This window comes from Desulfosporosinus hippei DSM 8344, assembly GCF_900100785.1.
Lineage (GTDB): Bacteria > Bacillota > Desulfitobacteriia > Desulfitobacteriales > Desulfitobacteriaceae > Desulfosporosinus > Desulfosporosinus hippei.
In genome coordinates this window covers 235,487-256,305 of sequence record NZ_FNCP01000003.1, presented here as the reverse complement: position 1 = coordinate 256,305, position 20,819 = coordinate 235,487, and the positions used below count along the sequence as shown (strand labels likewise).

The following is a 20,819-nucleotide window of genomic DNA, read 5'->3' as shown; positions in this document are numbered from 1 at the left end:
CTGAATATGGGTAATTAAGCAGAGGACTTGAATGGAGGATTACGTATGAACATTAAATCAGTTCGCGAAACCGCAAGAGAAAAGCTAAAGGGATTTTGCCGAGTTTGTCCCCAGTGTAATGGTAAAGCCTGTGCGGGAGAGGTTCCTGGTATGGGGGGTATGGGCACGGGGATGTCCTTTAAAAGTAATGTAGAAGCACTGGCCGGCTACCGAATTAATTTGAGGACACTTCATGGTGTTAAAAAACCCAATACCCAGCTTAAACTTTTTGGTCAGGAATTAAAAACTCCAATCCTTGGGGCTCCAATAACAGGTAATAATTTCAACATGGGTGGAGCTTTAAATGAAGAGGAATGGGCGGAAGCCATGATTCAAGGCTGCCTTAGTTCGGGAACCCTGGGATCCACCGGCGACGCACCTGACCCAGCCATGTATAAGGCTGGAATTGGTGTTGTCTCCAAGGCTCAAGGCTTAGGCATTCCCTTTATGAAACCCAGAGAACAAGAAGAAGTGTTTAGCTATTTGCGTCTTGCGGAAGAGGCCGGAGTTATTGCAGTTGGTATGGACGTAGATGCGGCAGGATTAGTCACCATCCCGGTGAGCCCGAAGACTAAAGAAGAGATGAAGACTATTATTGCTAACACTTCCCTGCCTTTTATTCTTAAAGGGATTATGACTGTGGATGAAGCTGAAATAGCGATTGAAGTTGGTGCTGCCGCTATTGTTGTCTCAAATCATGGCGGAAGGGTTCTTGACTATACTCCGGGCACGGCAGAAGTATTACCCGAGATTGCGGCGGCGGTGGCGGGACGAATTCCGGTGATCGTTGATGGAGGGGTCAGAACTGGGGTTGATGTTCTCAAGATGTTGGCTTTAGGTGCGGATGCGGTTATGATTGGAAGACCTCTAATTATTGCTGGTTACGGCGGAGGGGCCGAGGGAGTAGCCTTGGTGTTAAGGAGAATGACCAATGAATTAAAACAGGCAATGGTTCTGACCGGCTGTCAAACCCTTGACGACATTGGAATAGATGTGATTTTTTAGAAGAAAAAGGATTATTAGTTAATTGGCAAATATGTTTTCTAATTCGAGATTGCTGAATACTATTGATTATAGAATGATTTGATGTAGGTGGAGATAGAACTCCACCTGAGTTTTGTCAAAATGACAAATCAGATAAGTCTCACCTTTAGAAAGTAAGTTTTTTGGGTTTTGCTGTAGTGCTAATGGCTCTTTCTTCGCCTCAAGGGTACCTGTCAAGAAATCGAAGTAGACGGTGTTTGGATCAGTCTGCTATACCCTATGAAAGTGAGAAATAAGGATGTTAATAAAACATTGGCGAATTTGGAGAGTGCCTTTAATTGCTTTAATGCTCCTAACAAGTATATACCTGAGCGGATGTCAATCCGAAAAACTGATTAAAGAAACTGTTTCTTTATCAGAAACGCCTGAAGTCCCTCCCAATACCGACATAACAAATAAGAAAGAAGAAATATCCACACCGAAACCCCCACAAGCAGAGGATGATCCTAAAACAGAACCCAGCTCTGATCCTAAAGCCTCACCTGTACCCGATAAAAAAAGTGATGAGAAGCCTAATCTTTTACCCCCTGAAAAATCCCCTGCTAATACTCCAATTCATCCTTTTTATGGTTTGGACGGAACTCCGCCGAGTGCTCCCGGGTTAGCAATGCGCCTGAGAGATTTTAATGCTGAACCGGAGAAGATTGTTTATCTCACCTTTGACGATGGCCCTTATCCCGAAACTACCCCTCGTATTCTTAAAATCCTTCAAGAGGAAGAGATTAAAGCCACGTTTTTTGTTTTAGGGCGGCAAGTTGAACGCTATCCGGAGCTTTTAAAGGATGAATATACACAAGGGCAAGGTATTGGAAATCACAGTTATTCTCATGATTACAGCCTGGTTTATCAAAGTCCGGATGCTTTTTTAGCAGAGATTAAACAATCAGAAGAAACTATCTTTAAAACAATTGGAGTTCGCCCTCAAATTATCCGTGCACCTGGCGGGACCCAAGGGCATTTTAGTGTTAATTATTATAATTTGATAGATTCTGAGGATTACCTAGTCTACGATTGGAATGTGAGCAGTGGGGACGCTGCTGCACCAACTGTGCCGGCAGACCAACTTGTAAATAATATTAAGGCCCAAGTCCCGGGGAAAACACGAGCTATTATCTTGATGCATGATTCAAAAAGCAAAACCACAACGATTGATGCACTGCCGAGAATTGTTCATTACCTAAAAGAGCAAGGGTATTCCTTTGGAGTGATTACGCCACAGGTTGCCCCCATACTTTTCCCCGGTGGATTTAACCATTAAATTGATTCAGACTTTATATAGTAAGAAAAGGTTACAGGAAGAAAGGTGCTTAAATTGAAGCATCTTTCTTTTAAATTTACTATTAGTAAATCTTATTAAGAAGGGCTAAAACTTGTTTAGTTTAGCTAGTTCAAATAAGTACAAAAGAAGATCAATCTGGCATAACAATTGCATTGGCGGGCTTAAACCGCTATACTTAAGGCGAAGGGGGTTCCGAATTTTGCGTATTCTTTTAGTTGCCCTCAATGCGAAATACATCCATACGAATTTGGCTCTACGCTACTTGCGAGAAGATGTTTGTACAGAGTATCCCAATGTTTTAATTAAAGAATTTAGCATTAATGATAATCTGGATCGTATAGCGGGAGAAATTTTTGAAGCTAAGGCTGATGTTGTCGGCTTTTCATGCTATATATGGAATCTCAAAGAGACTATAGCCGTGATTAGAAGGCTTCATCCGATTTGTCCAAATGTGCGGTTTGTACTCGGTGGCCCGGAGGTATCCTTCGAGGCAGAAGAGTTTCTGACAGAGCATTCGGAGGTGGATGCTCTGGTTATTGGCGAAGGGGAAAAAATATTTTTAGAGCTGCTTAAGGCATGGCAAAATAACATAGATCCCTCCCATGTTCCTGGTATTGCTTGGAGAAAGGGAGAGGGAATTATGCTTAATTCTTCGCCGGTTAAGCCCTTAAGCTTAAATGACTTGCCTTTTCCCTATGCCAAGGATGAAGACTTTACGGGACGTCTGGTCTATGTAGAGACGACAAGGGGATGCCCCTTTAATTGTCAATATTGCCTATCCTCGACATTCCAAGGAGTTCGATTTTTAGAACCTGAAAACTTTCGCAGGATGTTTCGTCAACTTTTAAAAAATGGTGCCCGAACCGTAAAGTTTGTTGACCGAACGTTTAATGCTAATAAGCGACATGCTCTAAAGATTTTAGACATTGTGCGTGAGGAAAGTGCGGCTTTCGCTGATGCTGAAGAGATTCGTGTGCACTGCGAAATGGCAGGAGATCTATTTGATGCCGAATGGATGGATTATTTCAGGAATTACCCCCGGGGATTAGTCCAGTTAGAAATCGGAGTACAATCAACCCACGAGCCAACTCTTAAGATAGTTTCACGTCCTCAAGCCTTTGAGGACTGGAAAAAATATATTATTGAAATGAAGTCTATAGGAATACCTCTCCACCTGGATCTTATCGCAGGGCTTCCCGCCGAAAACTGGATAGACTTTCGGACATCCTTTAATGATGTCTATAAGGTAGAACCGGATATGCTCCAGTTAGGCTTTCTCAAAGTTCTTAAAGGATCGGGCCTCCGTCAGCAAAGCGGTAGTTATGGGCTCTTGTTTATGCCCGATCCTCCTTATACAATTTTAGAGACTGCTGTCTTATCCCACAATGAACTACTCCAATTACATCGCCTGGAAAGTATTCTGGACAAATATTATAATTCAGGAAAATTCAGGTATACCTTACGAGAGGTTCTGAAACTTTTTCCTACCCCCTTTGATTTTTATCACGAGTTTGCGGAATTTTGGCATCAGCAGGAGTGGTTTTGCCGTCAGTGGCAAGGCAAGGCTCTTTTTGATAAACTTTGGGAATTTCTCCACTGCCAACTAGAGGTTGGAGTTAACGACAGGATAGATTTTATTTCCTGGCCTAAAATCCGTGATTCACTGAAGTTTGATTTTTACTTGTGGGAACGCCCGAGTGTCATTCCGGACTATTTGCAGGATAGAGACACTTTAGAGATGGAAAAAACAGATCAATGGAAAAGAATCCAAGAAACTATTCGCAAGGATGCTTGTTGGGAGCCGATAATTCCTGAGGTTAAGAAGATGGACCGTCGGCAGTGGAATCGCAACACTGCAGTTGTACATTTTATGTCGGATTTACAGCGTGATGATGAGGCCGCCGCTGAGTCTTGCTGGTATCTTTTTTATTATCAACATGGCAAAGGCACAGCCTGCCGATATGAAGGATCGTGAATGGGGTGCTATTATGACTTCCCGAAGGTTTTTACTCATAGTAATTGTAAGCATAATACTTGTAACCGGTTGTTCTTCGGCCCCTCAGACAGGACAACCCGGAGGTCCTGCCCCGGTGGTTGTCGATGTTTGGCATTCTTTGCAAGGGGCTGAGGCAGAGGCATTAAAAGGGCAGCTTCAAGCCGTTGAACAGACAAATCCCGAGGTTATCGTTAAACTAAACTATGTTTCTGCGGCAAACTTTGCAGCTTTCTCCTACCAAGCGGAAGCAGGAGGGGAAGGGCCAGAGATATTCATTGCTTCAAGGGAGATTATTCATGAGCTCTATAGTAAAGGGGCTTTAGCTCCGGCTGCTCATACTGATTCAGAGGCCTACCCGGCAACCCTGGCTGCTTTTAGGTTCGGAGGGGTGGAGTATGCTCTTCCCTGGCTGACAGATATCCCTTTGCTTTATTTTAGAACAGATCTTACTGAAGCCCCGGCTGCTCTCACAGACATATTCGCAGCTAAGGGGGTCTCGATGGTCTCTCCGGATACTGCAACCCTAGCTGTATGGTGGAATGGGCAGGGGGGGCGGTTGCTCAACTCGGAAAATATCAGCTTAAACGATCCGAATAATTTGCTGTTTATTCAACAACTCTTAACCTGGAAAAACGCCAAGCTTTTACGCATTGACCCAACGGCGACTGCGGCATTTGCTAATGGACAGACGCCGTATTTAATAGCAGGTGCAAGTCTGGCCAAGTATTTGACTCAACTAAATGTACCGTGGGGAAGTATTCCTCTCTCCGATTTGACGGGGGGACAAGGGCAAGGTCTCATTGGAACTACACTGGGGATTGCGAATTCAGCCATTAAATCCACCCCCGGAATGATCCCTGCGATTCAAAGCGTTGAAAAAGCATTGCTCACCCCGGAAGCTGAAGAAGCAATGCTGAATGCCGGAAGTCTTCTTCCCGCTAACATGAGCTTTTACGGACGTCCAGAAGCTCAAAAAGGTGTCTTTCCTCAGGCAAGTAAAGCACTAGCCAAGGCCTGGTCTTTGGAGGGAAACAGTCAGGAATGGAAGCTGATTCCTTTGCAAAATGAGGCGTGGAATAATGTTTTGACAGGTAATATCACTCCTGAGGAGGCCCTAAATATTGCTCAAGAGCAAGCTGGAAAAGTTTTATCGGTAAAGGAGCAGCCATAATATAATAAGAGGAGGTGAAATGAATGAATAAACAAGGACTTGAACTAATTGTTATTACTGGTTTATCAGGAGCAGGTCGAACTCAAGCGATGCAAAGTCTTGAAGACCAAGGATTTTTCTGTGTGGATAATTTACCCCCTACCTTTCTGGTTAAGTTTGCAGAGCTTTGTGCTCAGTCTAGGGGAAAGGTCTCTAAAGCAGCGATCGTCTGTGATTTGCGCGGCGGAGAGTTTTTTTCCTCTCTTAGTGAAGCATTAAATAATTTAGAAAAGGAAGGCTTTCGGCTGGAAGTACTCTTCCTGGATGCCTCAGATGAAACTTTAATTCGTCGTTATAAGGAATCAAGGCGCAGGCATCCCCTTTCTCCTCAGGGACGAGTATTAGATGGGATTCAGGCAGAACGTCAGCAATTGGAAGAATTAAGAATTCGAGCAGACAACATTATCGATACAACGAACTTAAGTGCCCAACAACTTCGCAGTCAAGTTGCAGAGCTGTTCTGCAAAGCCCAGGGTTTGGGACAGATGGCTGTTTCAGTTATATCTTTTGGCTTTAAATATGGAATACCAATGGATGCTGATCTAGTCATGGATGTGCGGTTTCTGCCAAACCCGTTTTACGTTGAAGCATTACGCCCTTTTACAGGAGAACATGAATCCGTTCGAGAGTATGTCTTTGGCAATCAAATGGCCAGAGAATTTATGGAAAAATACTTGGATTTATTAGAATACATTCTGCCTAATTATATTAAAGAAGGAAAGACCCACTTGGTTATTGGGATTGGTTGTACGGGTGGACAACATCGCTCCGTTGCTATTGCGGAAAGAGTAGGGAGTTTTTTAATAGAACGTGATTATTCGATCAGGGTAACTCACCGGGATGCCACAAAGAACCAAAAGCGTGGAAAAACGCGATGAACCCCAAAAAATACGATCAGATATATCGTTACTTAAAATGGCTCTACCCTGATTTGAAGGTAAAAAGGTGGTTCATTCTCGCAGTGTTGGGGATTTTCCTTTTTGCAACAGGCTTTTCCGTCATGAACGACGGAGTGGCTATCGGCTATGCCGAGCTGCAATTTCGAGAAGTTATTTATCGTTTGACGGGCAGTACCAAGCATACTACCGTGCCAACAGGGGCAATTATCAGCGCTTTAGGGATTATTGCTATCATCGTTGGTTTTAAACGAATGCTTTATTCGATAATCTCTACTGTAATCCCTGAGAACGAAGTTAGAATTGTGGATAGGATCTATTCAAGACATCATTTACGCAGAGGACCTAGAATTGTAGTGGTTGGCGGCGGAACGGGGCTTTCTGCTCTCTTGCGTGGCCTAAAGAAATACACTTGCAATCTCACCGCAATTGTTACGGTATCTGATGATGGAGGAAGTTCAGGAAAGCTGCGTGACGAATTAGGAATCCAGCCGCCGGGGGATGTGCGCAATTGCATGGTAGCTTTGGCAGAGACAGAGGATACTATGAATACGCTCTTTTCCTATCGTTTTGAAAGTGGAGCTCTAGAGGGTCATAGTTTAGGGAATTTGCTTTTAGCAGGGTTAACGGATACTTTTGGTGATTTTCAAAAAGGAATTGAACAAGTCAGCAAAGTCTTTGCTATTCGTGGAAAGGTGTTTCCTACCACCTTAGAACAAGTCGTTTTAACGGCTGATTTGGAAGACGGAACTCGTGTTGTTGGGGAAACTACCATCCGAACTACTGAAGGAAAAATAAAGAGGGTTTACCTGGAACCCAGCAATTGTGCTCCTTTGCCTGACGCTTTAAAGGCAATTGAAGAAGCAGACCTTATAGTTTTAGGGCCGGGAAGTCTCTATACCAGTGTTTTGCCTAACCTATTAGTCTTAGGGCTCAGAGAAAAAATCAGGGAAGCCAGCGCTCCTTGTGTTTATGTATGTAATGTTATGACAGAAAAAGGGGAGACGGATGGCTACAAAGTCTCGGATCATCTTCAAGCAATAATAGACCACTGTGGTTCAGGCTTTGTCGATGCAGTCCTTGCTTCACGTGGCGAAATAACCGCCCCACTTTTAAAGCGCTATAGTCAGGAAGAAGCTGCTCCGGTTATGGCTGATCCCAAAATGGTTCACCATTTAGGAGCCAAATATTTTGAAGCAAATTTAGTGCAAGAGAGAAATGTGGTGCGTCACGATTCGGATCGGTTGGCAAGGGAACTAATCCGGCTGCTTTTCCGCCTAAAACCAATGGGAGAGCGTATTGCTCTGATCGATTCATATTTGCTCACTCGAAAGCTCCGAAAAGAGTTATAGAAGATACTTAGTATTTTAAGAAGTTTGTTGAACTGCTAGGATCAAGTGATTCTTAGCTTCAGATGGAGTTTGCCTAAGAGGAATACTTACTCCATCTGAAGCTTAGAAGAACTTATCCAGGGACGTAGCAGCCGTTATCTCCCACTTATAGGAGTCTTACGGCTGGTAGTCATCGGATAAACCCTAGTGTGATTATCGATCTCGAATTCCATTCGTACTGAATAAAGAATTTCGAAGATCGTACCACGATTAAGGGGGCTAGAGATTGTGTCCTTTAGTGCTGTTACGAAAGAAGAGCTTGCTCGTTTAGGCAGCGAGAAACCTTGCTGTGATTTAGCGGAATTAGCCGCTTTGGTTCGCATGGATGGAACACTCCAAATTAGTTCAAATCAACAATTCACCTTAAATGTGATCACGGAGAGTGCTCCCGTAGCTCGTAAGATCTATCGCTTAGCCAAGGATGTGCTAAAACGCCAGGTGGACGTTGTGGTACGACGTAAGCTAAGGCTGAGAAAGAACAACTCATATCTGGTCAGAATCCATCCCCGGGGGTTAGAAGACCTTCAGAACTTAGGGCTGCTTGATAATCAGGGGCAGATTTACCTGGGAATTACGCCGAGTCTTATCAAAAAGCGTTGTGATCAAAAGGCCTATTTGAGAGGAGCCTTCTTAGCGGGGGGATCTATCAATAATCCTGAAGGTACCTATCATCTTGAAATTGTCAGTAATGATGAACAACATGCCCAAGAATTATGTCAACTGATCAATAGATTTAAATTAGGTGCCAAAGTAAGTATGCGAAAGAATTGGTATGTTGTTTATCTCAAAGAGAGTGAACATATTGTGGATTTCTTGGGCTTTATTGGAGCACATCATGCCCTCCTGGAATTTGAAAATGTCCGAGTTCTTAAAGATGTGCGAAATCAAGTAAACCGTCTCGTTAATTGTGAGACTGCTAATCTCGATAAAATTGTCGATGCTGCGGTACGTCAATTGGAGAACATTCAATTCATTGCAGATACGGTAGGGCTGCAGTCTTTGCCGCCTACTTTGCGGGAAATAGCCGAGCTCCGCTTAGCATACTCTGAAGCCAGCCTAAAGGAACTGGGAGATATGTTAAGACCAAAGGTGGGAAAGTCTGGTGTCAATCATCGTATGCGAAAAATTGATGAGCTAGCAGATCGAATCAGGAACCAGAAAATAGGAACTTAAGATTTAGTAAGGATTATTTTCAAATCAGTATAGGGGGGAATAAGGTGCGGTTAGGATATGGTCTGAGTCTCGAGCAAACTCAAAAACTCATTATGACTCCAGAGTTGCGGCAAGCAATTACTATTTTGCAGTTGTCCGCACTTGACCTTTCCACGTATGTTGAGGAACAGCTTTTAGAGAATCCTTTACTGGAGAATCTAGAGGAAAGTGTGGACAGTAAGGTTGAAGCGGAGCCCCCTGCGGTAGTGGAGGAAAGCCCGGCCACTGATAAATGGGAAGTAGACTGGCAGGACTATGTCCATGATCAGGATGAAAATAGGGTGCGCCAAGAAAGAGTGATCACCGAGGACAAACAACGGTTTGATCCTTTTGTGGCAGCTGCGCCTACTCTGTTAGAGCATTTGCTTGAACAACTGCATGTCCAAAAAGTCACATGTTCTTTAGATGTCGCCGAGTATATTGTTGGGAACTTGAATGAAAAGGGATATCTCACAGTCTCTATCGAGGATGTAGCTCGTGAAATGAAGGTTTCACAGGGTGAGGCGGAAAAAGCATTGGCGGCAGTTCAGAGTCTGGATCCCTTGGGTGTAGGGGCTCGGAATTTAGAGGAATGCTTATTGCTCCAATTACCAATTCTGCCCGACTGTCCACCTGAACTACCAGAGTTTATTAAACATCTGGAAGATTTAGCGGTAGGACGGCTGCAACGAATTGCTCATTCCTTAAAAATTTCTTTAAGTAGGGTTCAAGAGTTAGCTGATGTTATCCGAAAGCTGGATCCAAAGCCTGGACTTCGCTTTTCTGGCCCCGGTGAAGTACGCTATATCGTTCCGGATGTAGTCATTGAAGAGATTGAAGGAGAGTTTATCATCCTGGTTAATGATATCACTGTCCCTCGTTTAGGAGTGAATAAGGCTTACCGAGATGCCTTATCTCAGGAGGAGGGAAGTGACACACGTAAATTCGTGGAACAAAAACTAAATGCAGCTGCCTGGCTCATTCGTAGCATAGAACAGCGGCGTCTCACTCTTTATAAAGTCGCAGACGCTATTGTCAAGTGGCAAAGTGATTTCCTTCGTAATGGGATTCGTCATCTAAGACCCCTCACCCTAAGAGATATTGCTGAAGAAATTGGAGTTCATGAGTCAACAGTCAGCAGAGCAACTGCTCACAAATATGTCCAAACTCCCCGAGGGGTTTTCGAATTCAAATTCTTCTTTGCCAACAGTATGGGTAGAGGTAATAATAATGACTCCGGGGTAACCACGGATGTGATTAAACTCGTTCTGCGTGACATCATCGCTTCGGAAAATCCTAAATCTCCATATTCCGATCAGAAACTAGCGGAAATGCTCAAGGCTAGGGACATGGAAATTTCTCGACGCACAGTTGCCAAGTATCGAGATGAGTTAGGTATTGGAGCAACTTCGGTGAGGAAGAGATATTAGAAGGACTTAGTTTCAAATTAAGAGGTCAGGAATACGGGGGGAATGCCCCCGAAAAATTAATTGCTAATTTATGAGAATGCGTATATTATATCAAGTGATTCTTAGCTTCAGATGGAGTTTGCCTAAGAGGAATACTTACTCCATCTGAAGCTTAGAAGAACTTATCCAGGGACGTAGCAGCCGTTATCTCATCCTCACCGCTAAAGTTGTTCTGTGTAGTTTGCGGTTCGGCGATAGCATCCGCTGGATGCTTTCGTACTTATAGAAGATGGGAGTCTTACGGCTGGTAGTCATCGGATAAAGCAGCTAATGTCAGTCAATTCTGAACTTGATATTTAAGGCTGGAGTTATAGAGAAAGCCGCAAATTAATCTGTTTTAGGCAGGTTTATTTGTGGCTTTTTTTCATAGTATTTAGAAATGAAATTATCCTTCAGGAATAGCTGACTTAAAGTGAATTAGGAAATTTTAATTTTGGGATGACATAAGGAGTTGAAAGCTTATAGGTTGGATGGGTACAATTTTAGTTTTCTTGGGCGGGTTGGGTCTTTTTATGTATGGGGTACAGACAACCTCAGATGCCTTGCAAAAGTTTGCTGCACATCGACTTAAGCAAATTCTTCAATCACTGACGAAGAAGCCCTTTATGGCTGTTCTGCTGGGTATAGTTATGACAGTTGCTTTTCAAAGCAGTGCAGCCACCACAGTATTGGTTGTGGAGTTCGTCAATGCGGGAATGATGAATCTTGGCCAGGCATTAGGAATGGTTTTAGGCTCGGCTGTAGGAACCTCAATCTCTATTCAACTCATAGCCTTTCAAATTCTCGATATAGCTCTGGGGGCCATCTTTATTGGCTTTGTTCTTTATTTTTCAGGTAAGAAGCAGTGGAGGCATTTAGGACATTCTCTGATAGGTTTTGGCTTGATCTTTGTAGGGATGTCTAATATGTCAAACGCTTCAGCTCCCCTGCGAAATATTCCGGAAGTCTTTGGCTTTCTTGCTCAATTGGGAAGTCATCCCTTTCTGGCAATCCTTGTAGGACTGATCTTAACGACTATAATCCAGAGCAGTACGGCAGTTTTTGCGATTATGATGTCTCTTGCCGGGCAAGGTCTATTAGAACTGCAGGCGATTGTCCCTTTGGTCATTGGAGCTCATATAGGGGGAACGGTGACAACCTTGTTGACGAGTTTAACGGCTCAAAAAATGGACGCCAAACGCACAGCTTTAGCGAACACAGGTTATAAGGTATTGGCAGCAGTGCTAATGTATCCATTTTTGACACAATTTTCTCAGCTCATCCAATGGACAACGGGGAATTTACAGCGACAGGTTGCCAATGCTCATTTATTATTTGCAGTCTTGATGGTAATAATTTTCTACCCCCTCAATGGCCTTATAGCCAAAGGCCTGAAGCGTATGGTTCCGGATCGAGGGGACAAAGATAGCCCTTTAAAGTTTCAAGTAATCGATGAGGTGTCGATAGAAGTTCCGGCTGTAGCCCTTAAACAGGCTAACGGTGAAATGCGAGCTTTAGGTGATTTCATTGGCGCAAGAATGATGCAAAAAATTCCTGCTATTCTCCTCGCCAATAGTGATAATTTGGTGGAAGAGATCTCCGAGGTTGAAGAGGGAGTGGATTGGTATTACCGACATACTATGCGTTTTCTGGCTGTCCTTTCTCAGAGAGGACTTACAGATGAGCAAGCTGAAGAGAGTATGAAAATCCAGTTTATTGCTAAGGAATTTGAGTATATCGGAGATGCAGTGATGGCCATGGCGCTTTTAGCTAAGAAATTGCCTCGTGAAACCATGAAAGTTCCTGCAGAAAACTGGAAACATCTTGATGAGCTATATCAACGTGTAAGCTGTAACTTTGCTAAGGTAATGCAGGCTCTCACACTATGGGATTCTCAAATCGCGGCGGAAGTAATACGTGAGCATCCGGAAACCTCCCGAATCCAGAGAGACTTACAGTTTAATTTTCTCGCCCAATGCCCACAACCGAACAGCCAAGAAGGCAACCTAAAAATCGAAGAAATTTATCGCTATGCTACCTTAGATTCAATATATCTCTTGTATCAAATGGATGAACATACAGTCAATATTGCTAAAGTTGTGATGGGAATTGTCTAAGAGCTTAGAACAATATTTCCATTTTTACATAAATGTTACTATATATTAACGATAAACTAACAAGGATATGTTATGATCATAATGCCATAGCGGGCCGTTAGGAGAGGTTAGATGAAGATTTTAGGTCATCGAGGGGCTGCGGGCACAGCTCCGGAAAATACGTTGATTTCCTTTGACAAAGGGCTTGAGCTGGGAGTGGATGGCTTCGAATTCGATGTGCAATTGTCGCGGGACCGAGAAGTTGTCGTCATTCATGATGAACGGGTTGATCGAACCAGTGATGGTACTGGTTGGGTTAAAGATTACTCACTCAAGGAACTAAAGAGCCTTAATTTTGGAGTTGGCTTTAAGACCTATGCCCCAATTCCAACCTTAGAGGAATTACTGGAGATGCTCCAAGATAAGTCTCTTATCATAAATGTCGAGATCAAAACAGGCCTGATAGAATACCCAGGAATTGTCGCTCAGGTAGCAGGCCTGCTGGAAAAATATAATGTGACAAAACAAAGTATAATTTCTTCGTTTGAACATAGAACCATTGTCGAAGTGATTAAGGACTTTCCCGATCTTAAAACGGGTTTACTTTATGAGTGTGGGCTAATCTCGCCTTGGCTATATGCTCAGGATATGGGAGCCAGTCATCTGCATCCCCACTATGCCTTTATAAGCCCTGAATTAGTGAGAGAATGTAATTTGCGAGGAATCGGAGTAAATACGTGGACTGTCAACGAGGAATGGGAAATTGAACGTGCCATTGTTTCAGGTACAGATATAGCAATTACAAATTATCCGGAGCGGTTTTCACATTTGCGTTCAGAGTGAAAGAACTTAGGGCCTTCATGATTGACCCTGAGGTCAGATGGAGAGGAATCCCATGAAATTGACTTTAGGGACAGTGAATGGATATACCTGAATTAAGCTGCATACAAATGCGTAAGAGGAGGTGAGACTTTCTCGCTGGATCTGGGAAAGATTGAGCAGGTCTTGTGTTCAAAGGTCAAGTTGCTAAAATATTTTTGGGGGAGGAAAGACATGTTTCAGAGAACGAGAAAAGCCCTTGCGTTCACTATGATTGGTACACTTTTAATGGGTAGTTTTTTAACAGGCTGTGGTTCAAAGCCAACAGCTGAACCCGTTAAAGAACCGGCAAAGGAACTGACTGGACAAGCGTTAAAGGATGCTGTTAAGAAAGAAGGAAAGATCGTTTCTTATGGAATGCCTGATGCCTGGGCGAATCTAGGTGAGATTTGGAGTAATTTTACCAAGGAATACGAGGTTACTCACTCTGACACTGATATGACAAGTGCTGAGGAAATTGCTAAGTTCGATGCTGAAAAGGGCAGCCCGGTGGCTGATATTGGAGATGTAGGAATTACCTTTGGTAATGTAGCTATAGCACGAGATGTTGTCCAACCCCACAAAGGTCCCAAGTGGGAAGAGATCCCGGATTGGGCTAAAGATAAAGACGGTCTTTGGACAGGAGAGTATGTAGGTACAATTGCCTTCTTAGTAAACACTAAGCTTGTTAAAGAAGTTCCTCATAGCTGGGCTGATTTACTTAAGCCGGAATATAAAGGAGCAGTTGTCACTGGAGATGTGCTAAAAGCAGCCCAATCTCAAGCTGCGATCTTAGCAGCTGCTTTTGCTAATGGCGGGGATGAGAACAATTTGACTCCAGGTGTGGAATATTTCGCCAAGCTCGCTAAATCAGGAAACCTTAAACCCAGTGATAATATTTTTAGTATTTTCCAAAAAGGTGAGATTCCGGTAGGAATCCTTTGGGATTTCAACGCTCTTGGCTATCGCTCTCGCTTAGCGGATAAGGAAAATTACCAGGTTGTTATCCCCAGCGATGGGACAGTAGCTAGTGCCTACGTTTCCATAATTAATAAGTACGCACCTCATCCCAATGCGGCAAAAGCCTTCCAGGATTACCTCTTAAGTGATGAGGGTCAAATTCTCTTGGCTAAGGGTTTTGCTCGTCCGATTCGAGAAAAAGTCCAAATTCCTGAGGATATTGCTAAAATGATGGTGTCTAAGGAACAATACGCCTCTGCCAAACCAATTAAGGATTTCGCCGCTTGGGAAAAGAATATGAAGACAATTCCGGATTTATGGAGAAATAATGTCATCGTTTCCCAATAGTTGATGTCACTGTCCTGCACTTTAAAAGGAAGGAGCCTGACTGGGAGTTATTCATTCCGTGATACCCCCCAATCAGGCCTTTCGCCTATATTTATCCGGCAAAGTCGGCGACAAGGAGGCCTAACTAATGAAAAACAACCCTGTAACTCAGCTCGGTCAAGAGTTGCGGCGTGGTGGAATCCTGTGGGTTCCGTTTATTCCTTTAATTGTTTTTGCTTTAGCCTTCGAAATCCTGCCCATGGGGTATATCATTTACAGCAGTATACATAACTCGGAGGGATTGAATTTTCAAAGCTATACTCAAATTTTTCACAGCAAATATTATGTCATTTCCTTAAAAAACAGTTTACTAGTTTCTGTAGCAGTTGGCATTATCGGTTTATTTATCGGAACCGCGGGTGCTCTTGCCCTGCGCTCAGTAGGTGAGGCTTGGCGAGAAAAGCTTTTAACATTAGTTAACATGACCTCCAATTTTTCTGGTGTGCCTTTAGCCTTTGCCTATATTGTTTTATTAGGAGTTAATGGACTGGTGACGGTCTTAATGAAGGAAAAAATGGGGCTTGATCTCTATGGAACGGGTTTTAACCTATTCAGTTGGACAGGGATTGTCCTAGTGTATATATATTTCAGTGTTCCTTTAGCCTTTATGCTGATGTATCCTGCGGTTTATGCACTCAGACAGGATATTCAGGAAGCAGCTCAGATCTTGGGGGCCAGTCGATTTCACTTCTGGCGCAAAATTGGGCTGCCTATTTTGTTGCCCTCAATGTTAGGGAGTTTTACCCTGCTTTTTGCTAATTCCCTGGGAGCCTATGCTACGGCCTATGCGCTAACAAACTCCAACAACAGCCTGGTTTCTATTACCATAGCCAATTTAGTTACGGGAGACATTTTCCCCGAGCCCTCTTTAGCCAGTGCTCTAGCAGTTATTATGGCGGGCTTTTTGGTAGTGTCGATTATTATTAATGAGAAGCTGAAGAAGCAAGGCGGAGGGATTGGGCAATGAAACGAGGGATAATTTCTAAAATAGTTTTAGGACTAATCTTTGCCTATCTGTTTTTCCCCATCGTGGCTACTCTTCTATTCTCAGTAGCAACTAGGTGGAGCACCACAATTTTGCCTGAGGGGTATACATTGTCCTATTATAAGCTGCTCTTCAGCAGCCCGGAGTTTGGGCATGCTTTATTAAGAACCATCAACGTGAGTTTTGCCACCGTAATATTATCAATATTGATTATCATACCGTCAATGTACCTGGCGATTGTTTATTATCCACGTCTTGAGAAGCTCTTTGAAATTTTGTCGATTTTACCCTTTGCCATGCCGGGAGTTATTCTAGCCATTGGGTTAATTCAAATGTATTCGAGAGGGCCGTTGCAGATTACCAATACTCCCTGGATTCTGATTGGTTCTTATTTTGTCTTGATTTTACCGTTTATGTATCAGGCGACTAAAAATAGTTTTAGAACCATTAATGTTAAGGCTCTGACCGAGGCTGCTATGATGCTGGGCTGTGGCAAACTAGAGACCTTTATTAAAATTATTTTTCCCAATGTTTTGAGAGGGGTTATTTCAGCGGCTTTGATTTCTGTCTCAGTGTTGTTTGGAGAATTTGTACTGGCTAATTTATTAGTAGGTGACAACTATGAGACCATTCAGATATATTTATATAAAATGCAAAAAGTTGACGGTCACTTGGCCAATGCCTTAGTAGCATCGTACTTTATGGTTATTTTGTTGATGTCGTTGATCTTGATTTGGCTGGCTTTTCGGCGGGAGACTGAGGTCAGAGGACAGAAGACTGAGGCTAGATAAACCAGTTCATTATAATAACCTGACAAGGGCATTGAGATTTTCGAATTTTTATTCTGCGTTAAGGCTGTAAAGGATTTTAGCAAACTCAATTAAATTGGAGTTCAGTAGACTTAAGGGATGACTAGGTCTTTATAGAAAGAGGAACGAGTTTAGGGTGTGGGGGTATGATTAGTGAGCTATGTTCAGGTCGTCAACATTGATAAGAGTTTTCAGGGTCGTCAGGTCTTGAAAGGAATTGAACTGGAAATCGAAAAAGGGGAATTTGTCACGCTATTAGGTCCCAGTGGATGCGGAAAAACAACCCTCCTTAGAATCGTTGCTGGCTTAGAACGTGGCGATGGCGGAAAGGTTATTGTTAATGGTCGGGAGATTATTGAAGGGCAGAATAAGAAGGAACAGAATATTGGTATGGTTTTTCAATCATATGCCCTTTTTCCTAACATGACGGCCTTTGAAAATATTGCCTTTGGGCTTAAAATTAAAAAGATACCTACCCAAGATATCAGAAAACAAGTCGAAGAAATTATGGATATTCTCAGTATTTCGGGTAAGGAAAACAACTATCCCCACCAAATGTCGGGAGGGCAGCAACAAAGGGTAGCCTTGGCTCGAGCTCTGGTGGTTAAGCCAGATTTGCTGCTCTTAGATGAACCCTTGAGTGCCGTTGATGCAAAGGTAAGGGAGAGCGCTAGAATCCTGATTCGGGATGTTCAAAAGAAGATGGGAATTACTACGATTTTTGTGACCCATGATCAATTAGAAGCCTTAGTTATGTCAGACCGAATCGTAGTTATCAACGCCGGGGAAGTCATGCAGTATGGTACCCCTGAAGAAATTTATCGCAGGCCTGCTAATAAATTTGTGGCTCAATTTATAGGAACCTATAATTTCCTGCCCAGTTCCCTAGTTGGTATAGGAGATAAGGAGACTGAAATCTGCATTCGCCCGGAGCATATTTTGTTAGTCAGCAAAGATCAATTCCCTCAAATTGGGAATGCAGAGGGGATAAAGCTATACGGAACCTTAGAGAATTTTTATATCTTAGGCAATACTGCCAGGGCTGAGGTACTTGTTCAAGGCAGAACAATTATAGTTGATCATCTTAATCGTTTTGAGGGCCCAAAGTTCGCTTTAAAAGAAGAAGTTGGATTGTTGATTGATAAAAAGGTATGTACGATTCTGGGTCGTTAAGCGAACCCTCTGCCTAACCGTGGATATTCCCTGAGGTTAAAGATGTTTGGCTATTTTGTACAAGATAAAGGTACTAAGAAGATGGAAGAACTGGATGGATAAGTTTGAATAAAAATGCTTTCAAAGAGGCCTTAAAAGCGAGAAAAAGAGAAGCCACTGGAGGAAGCGTCTTAGACGGTTCCGCCGGTGGCTTTTTGTTTAATATGGGGGAGAGAATATGCAGGATTATCAGGTTGTAATTGTCGGTGGCGGTGCGACGGGAGTAGGGGTTCTGCGGGATTTGAGTATGCGAGGGATTTCTGCACTATTACTGGAGCAAGGGGACTTAGCCCACGGAACAAGCTCCCGTTTTCATGGCTTATTACACAGTGGAGCACGTTATGCCGTTAAGGATCCGCTGTCTGCTGCGGAGTGTATCTCTGAGAATATTATCCTCAAAAAGATAGCAGCCCACTGCATTTCGGATACGGGAGGGTGGTTTGTGCAATCTGAGGAGGATGATCCCGACTATGTAGAGCAGTGGCTTAGAGGATGTGCCAATGCCGGGATTCCCCTGCGAGAAATATCTTTGTCAGAGGCCTATTGGAAAGAGCCCTTGCTGAAGAGGAATATTTTAAGAGTTTTCGAAGTGCCCGATGCTACAGTAGATGGATTTAAGCTTGTTTGGGCCAATGCCAAATCGGCAAAACGTTATGGAGGAGACTATAAGACCTATCACCGGGTGGAAAGGCTTATTCTGGAAAACAAGCGGATTGTAGGGGTAGCCGCCAAGAATCTTTTAAATCAGGAAGAATTATTAATTGGCTGTCAAGTGGTAGTCAATGCAGGCGGGGCCTGGGCTTCAGAGATAGCTGGTTCAATCGGTGTCCACTTAGACGTCATCTGTGACAAGGGGACCTTGTTAGCCTTCAATCAGCGGCTCTTTCAACGTGTGATCAATCGCTTGCATCCACCTAGTGATGGAGATATTTTTGTTCCACATGAAACTATTACAATTTTAGGTACAACCTCGGAAATCGTAGGTTCTCCAAGGGAAAATCAGCCTAAGGAGGAAGAAATCAGACGTTTATTAATGATGGGAGAGGAGCTGCTTCCTAAGATTATGGAGCGTAGAGTAATACGGGCCTTTGCCGGAGTGCGGCCTCTTCATCGTGAAGATAGTGAGGTTTCAGGAAAGATGGATGAGGGGCGAGAGGTCAGCAGAAACTTTGCGCTCATTGATCATGAAATCCATGATCAGGTGCAAGGGCTGATCAGTATTGTCGGAGGGAAGTTTACCACCTATCGTTTGATGGCAGAGAAGGTTGCAGATTGGGTCGCGAAACGGTTCGGAAATCTAAGGCCCTGCTCTACTGCTCAGGAGAAATTGCTATCAGAGATTTCAGAGGATCTTAAAAAACAAGCCCTCCAACTTTTGCCCTGTGCAGCAGCCGAGAAGATGCTTGAGCGGCTTGGAGAGGATGCTGGGGCAGTGTTATTAGAAATCCAAAATGACCCCAGCAAAGGGCAGATGCTTTGTGAGTGTGAAATGGTATCTGTTGCAGAGGTTGAAAAGGTGGCCTTGGATGCCGACGCTCACCACTTGGCGGACATAAGGCGCAAGACCAGACTGGGAATGGGAACATGCCAGGGAGCTTTCTGTACCTATCGTGCTTTGCCGTTGTTGGGATTGGAACATGCCAAATTTGATCCCTTACAAGATGAATTAAAACGATTTATCAATCAACGTTGGAAGGGAATACGGCCGATTCTTTGGGGTCAGCAATTGCGTGAAACAGAGTTAACCCGGGCCATCTATACAAGTATACTTCAGCTCAATGGGATTAGGGATATTTGAAGGAGGAATTCAAGTGTGGGATGGCATTATTATTGGTGGAGGTTTAGCCGGCCTTTTAGCAGGAATACGGGCTGCTGAAAGAGGCAAAAAGGTATTGATTGTTTCTGAAGGAGTTGGAAGCTTGACCTATAGTTCCGGTGTAATCGATTTGGGGGATGCAGAGAGACTCATGAATCAGAAAAGTCATCCTTATGCTTTATTGGGAGAAAGGGTGGTTCGCAGCGCTGCGGAATATTTCCAGACTCTCTTTCCGGACTATTGGGGAAATTGGAGGGAGCCGCAGTTTGTTTTGACCCCTTTGGGATCCCCCAGAAAAGCGGGACTTATTCCTCGCGGGCTGAACACCCAGGCTCTCTCGGAAACTCATAAAATTATTTTAATGGCTCTTGAAGGAATGAAGGACTTTTTTCCGGAGGTTGCCAAAAGTAACTTGTTAAAGGCTTATCCTCAAGCAGAGGTAGTGCTGCATCCCTTTCGAGTAGAGGCATTTGAAGCCTGGTATACTCTCGGAAAACCAATTACAGGGATGGACTGTGGGAAGTATTGGCGTACTGCTTCCGGGATCGAGACTCTGAAGGGTGTCTGGAAGTCTCTGGACTCATTTGAACCGGACAAAGCAGTGGTTATTTTTCCGGGACTGACAAGTGTATTTTCCCAACCATTAAGAGAGGTCCAGTCCAATTTGCCCTTTTCGGTGATAGAAATGACTGCCTTCCCGCCGTCTGACGGCGGATATTATCTTTACCGGGGGTTAGTCCAAAAATTTAAGGCTTTAGGTGGAGAGTTACTAGTGGGCTCAGGTGTCAAGAAGGTTGAGCTTAAGGGTAAGCAGTGTCATAAAATTATTGTAAACAGTAAAGGGAAGGATTCGGAGTTTTCCGCTCGTGTTTTTGTGCTGGCCACTGGTGGGATATTTGGGGGGGGAATTGAGGTGACCCTTGAAGCAGCTAAAGAGATGGTGTTTGGGTTGCCGCCATTTGTTCCATCAGGATGGACAAATTCAGAGTTTTTAGGGGAACAGCCTTATGCCCGGATGGGGGTTGAAACCGATAATCAGTTGAGGCCCATTGATTCCGCTTCTAAAGAAGTCCTTTTAGAAAATGTTCGGATTATCGGTCGAATGCTGGCCCATTGGGATCCGTGGGTGGAGCGCTGCGGAGGAGGAGTCTCTCTGGCATCAGGATGGTTCGCAGGAGAGCAGGTATAGAAAGGATGCAGGT

16 protein-coding genes are annotated in these 20,819 nt (G+C 43.7%); all 16 read left to right on the top strand.

Annotated elements, in window-relative coordinates:
• Positions 1-45 precede the first annotated feature (45 nt).
• The 16 genes from BLS16_RS04455 to glpB all read left to right on the top strand — a co-directional run bounded on the left by BLS16_RS04455 (position 46) and on the right by glpB (position 20,806).
• Positions 46-1,044, top strand: coding sequence for an alpha-hydroxy-acid oxidizing protein (locus BLS16_RS04455; RefSeq protein WP_092330441.1), 999 nt, complete (start codon positions 46-48; stop codon positions 1,042-1,044).
• A gap of 277 nt (positions 1,045-1,321) precedes the next feature.
• Positions 1,322-2,341, top strand: a complete 1,020-nt coding sequence (locus BLS16_RS04450; RefSeq protein WP_092330439.1) for a polysaccharide deacetylase family protein — start codon at positions 1,322-1,324, stop codon at positions 2,339-2,341.
• A gap of 220 nt (positions 2,342-2,561) precedes the next feature.
• Positions 2,562-4,337, top strand: coding sequence for a B12-binding domain-containing radical SAM protein (locus BLS16_RS04445; RefSeq protein WP_092330436.1), 1,776 nt, complete (start codon positions 2,562-2,564; stop codon positions 4,335-4,337).
• A complete protein-coding gene (locus BLS16_RS04440) occupies positions 4,300-5,529 on the top strand; it encodes an extracellular solute-binding protein (protein ID WP_242876187.1) in 1,230 nt (409 codons plus the stop codon). Before BLS16_RS04445 ends, BLS16_RS04440 begins: the two co-directional genes overlap by 38 nt.
• Positions 5,530-5,552: 23 nt before the next feature.
• Positions 5,553-6,446 carry an RNase adapter RapZ gene (gene rapZ / locus BLS16_RS04435; protein ID WP_092330431.1) on the top strand — a complete coding sequence of 298 codons (894 nt, stop codon included), beginning with the start codon at positions 5,553-5,555 and terminating at the stop codon, positions 6,444-6,446.
• Positions 6,443-7,816 carry a gluconeogenesis factor YvcK family protein gene (locus BLS16_RS04430; protein ID WP_092330428.1) on the top strand — a complete coding sequence of 458 codons (1,374 nt, stop codon included), beginning with the start codon at positions 6,443-6,445 and terminating at the stop codon, positions 7,814-7,816. The genes rapZ and BLS16_RS04430 overlap by 4 nt, the downstream gene beginning before the upstream one ends.
• A gap of 267 nt (positions 7,817-8,083) precedes the next feature.
• On the top strand, positions 8,084-9,028 hold the full coding sequence (gene whiA / locus BLS16_RS04425) for a DNA-binding protein WhiA (protein WP_092330426.1): 945 nt from the start codon (positions 8,084-8,086) through the stop codon (positions 9,026-9,028).
• Between the two features lie 44 nt (positions 9,029-9,072).
• Complete coding sequence (gene rpoN / locus BLS16_RS04420) at positions 9,073-10,476, top strand: RNA polymerase factor sigma-54 (RefSeq protein ID WP_092330423.1); 1,404 nt, start codon at positions 9,073-9,075, stop codon at positions 10,474-10,476.
• A 509-nt stretch (positions 10,477-10,985) separates the two neighbouring features.
• Positions 10,986-12,611 (top strand): Na/Pi cotransporter family protein, encoded by a 1,626-nt coding sequence (locus BLS16_RS04415; protein ID WP_092330420.1) that lies wholly within the window; start codon positions 10,986-10,988, stop codon positions 12,609-12,611.
• 111 nt (positions 12,612-12,722) lie between these two features.
• Positions 12,723-13,433 carry a glycerophosphodiester phosphodiesterase gene (locus BLS16_RS04410; RefSeq protein WP_092330418.1) on the top strand — a complete coding sequence of 237 codons (711 nt, stop codon included), beginning with the start codon at positions 12,723-12,725 and terminating at the stop codon, positions 13,431-13,433.
• A gap of 210 nt (positions 13,434-13,643) precedes the next feature.
• Positions 13,644-14,756, top strand: coding sequence for an extracellular solute-binding protein (locus tag BLS16_RS04405; protein ID WP_092330415.1), 1,113 nt, complete (start codon positions 13,644-13,646; stop codon positions 14,754-14,756).
• A 127-nt stretch (positions 14,757-14,883) separates the two neighbouring features.
• Positions 14,884-15,762: an ABC transporter permease gene (locus tag BLS16_RS04400; RefSeq protein WP_092330412.1), complete on the top strand. Its 879-nt coding sequence runs from the start codon at positions 14,884-14,886 to the stop codon at positions 15,760-15,762.
• Positions 15,759-16,571, top strand: coding sequence for an ABC transporter permease (locus tag BLS16_RS04395; protein WP_092330410.1), 813 nt, complete (start codon positions 15,759-15,761; stop codon positions 16,569-16,571). The genes BLS16_RS04400 and BLS16_RS04395 overlap by 4 nt, the downstream gene beginning before the upstream one ends.
• A 171-nt stretch (positions 16,572-16,742) precedes the next feature.
• Positions 16,743-17,762 carry an ABC transporter ATP-binding protein gene (locus tag BLS16_RS04390; RefSeq protein ID WP_092330408.1) on the top strand — a complete coding sequence of 340 codons (1,020 nt, stop codon included), beginning with the start codon at positions 16,743-16,745 and terminating at the stop codon, positions 17,760-17,762.
• Between the two features lie 217 nt (positions 17,763-17,979).
• On the top strand, positions 17,980-19,599 hold the full coding sequence (gene glpA / locus BLS16_RS04385) for an anaerobic glycerol-3-phosphate dehydrogenase subunit GlpA (protein ID WP_092330405.1): 1,620 nt from the start codon (positions 17,980-17,982) through the stop codon (positions 19,597-19,599).
• 13 nt (positions 19,600-19,612) lie between these two features.
• A complete protein-coding gene (gene glpB, locus BLS16_RS04380; RefSeq protein ID WP_092330402.1) occupies positions 19,613-20,806 on the top strand; it encodes an anaerobic glycerol-3-phosphate dehydrogenase subunit GlpB in 1,194 nt (397 codons plus the stop codon).
• Positions 20,807-20,819 lie beyond the last annotated feature (13 nt).

What these genes read in the sequence shown, in the direction of transcription:
- BLS16_RS04455 (WP_092330441.1), top strand. Translation starts at nt 46, where the DNA reads ATGAACATTAAATCAGTTCGCGAAACCGCAAGAGAAAAGCTAAAGGGA.
- BLS16_RS04450 (WP_092330439.1), top strand. Translation starts at nt 1,322, where the DNA reads ATGTTAATAAAACATTGGCGAATTTGGAGAGTGCCTTTAATTGCTTTA.
- BLS16_RS04440 (WP_242876187.1), top strand. Translation starts at nt 4,300, where the DNA reads ATGGCAAAGGCACAGCCTGCCGATATGAAGGATCGTGAATGGGGTGCT.
- rapZ (WP_092330431.1), top strand. Translation starts at nt 5,553, where the DNA reads ATGAATAAACAAGGACTTGAACTAATTGTTATTACTGGTTTATCAGGA.
- BLS16_RS04430 (WP_092330428.1), top strand. Translation starts at nt 6,443, where the DNA reads ATGAACCCCAAAAAATACGATCAGATATATCGTTACTTAAAATGGCTC.
- BLS16_RS04415 (WP_092330420.1), top strand. Translation starts at nt 10,986, where the DNA reads ATGGGTACAATTTTAGTTTTCTTGGGCGGGTTGGGTCTTTTTATGTAT.
- BLS16_RS04410 (WP_092330418.1), top strand. Translation starts at nt 12,723, where the DNA reads ATGAAGATTTTAGGTCATCGAGGGGCTGCGGGCACAGCTCCGGAAAAT.
- BLS16_RS04405 (WP_092330415.1), top strand. Translation starts at nt 13,644, where the DNA reads ATGTTTCAGAGAACGAGAAAAGCCCTTGCGTTCACTATGATTGGTACA.
- BLS16_RS04400 (WP_092330412.1), top strand. Translation starts at nt 14,884, where the DNA reads ATGAAAAACAACCCTGTAACTCAGCTCGGTCAAGAGTTGCGGCGTGGT.
- BLS16_RS04395 (WP_092330410.1), top strand. Translation starts at nt 15,759, where the DNA reads ATGAAACGAGGGATAATTTCTAAAATAGTTTTAGGACTAATCTTTGCC.
- glpA (WP_092330405.1), top strand. Translation starts at nt 17,980, where the DNA reads ATGCAGGATTATCAGGTTGTAATTGTCGGTGGCGGTGCGACGGGAGTA.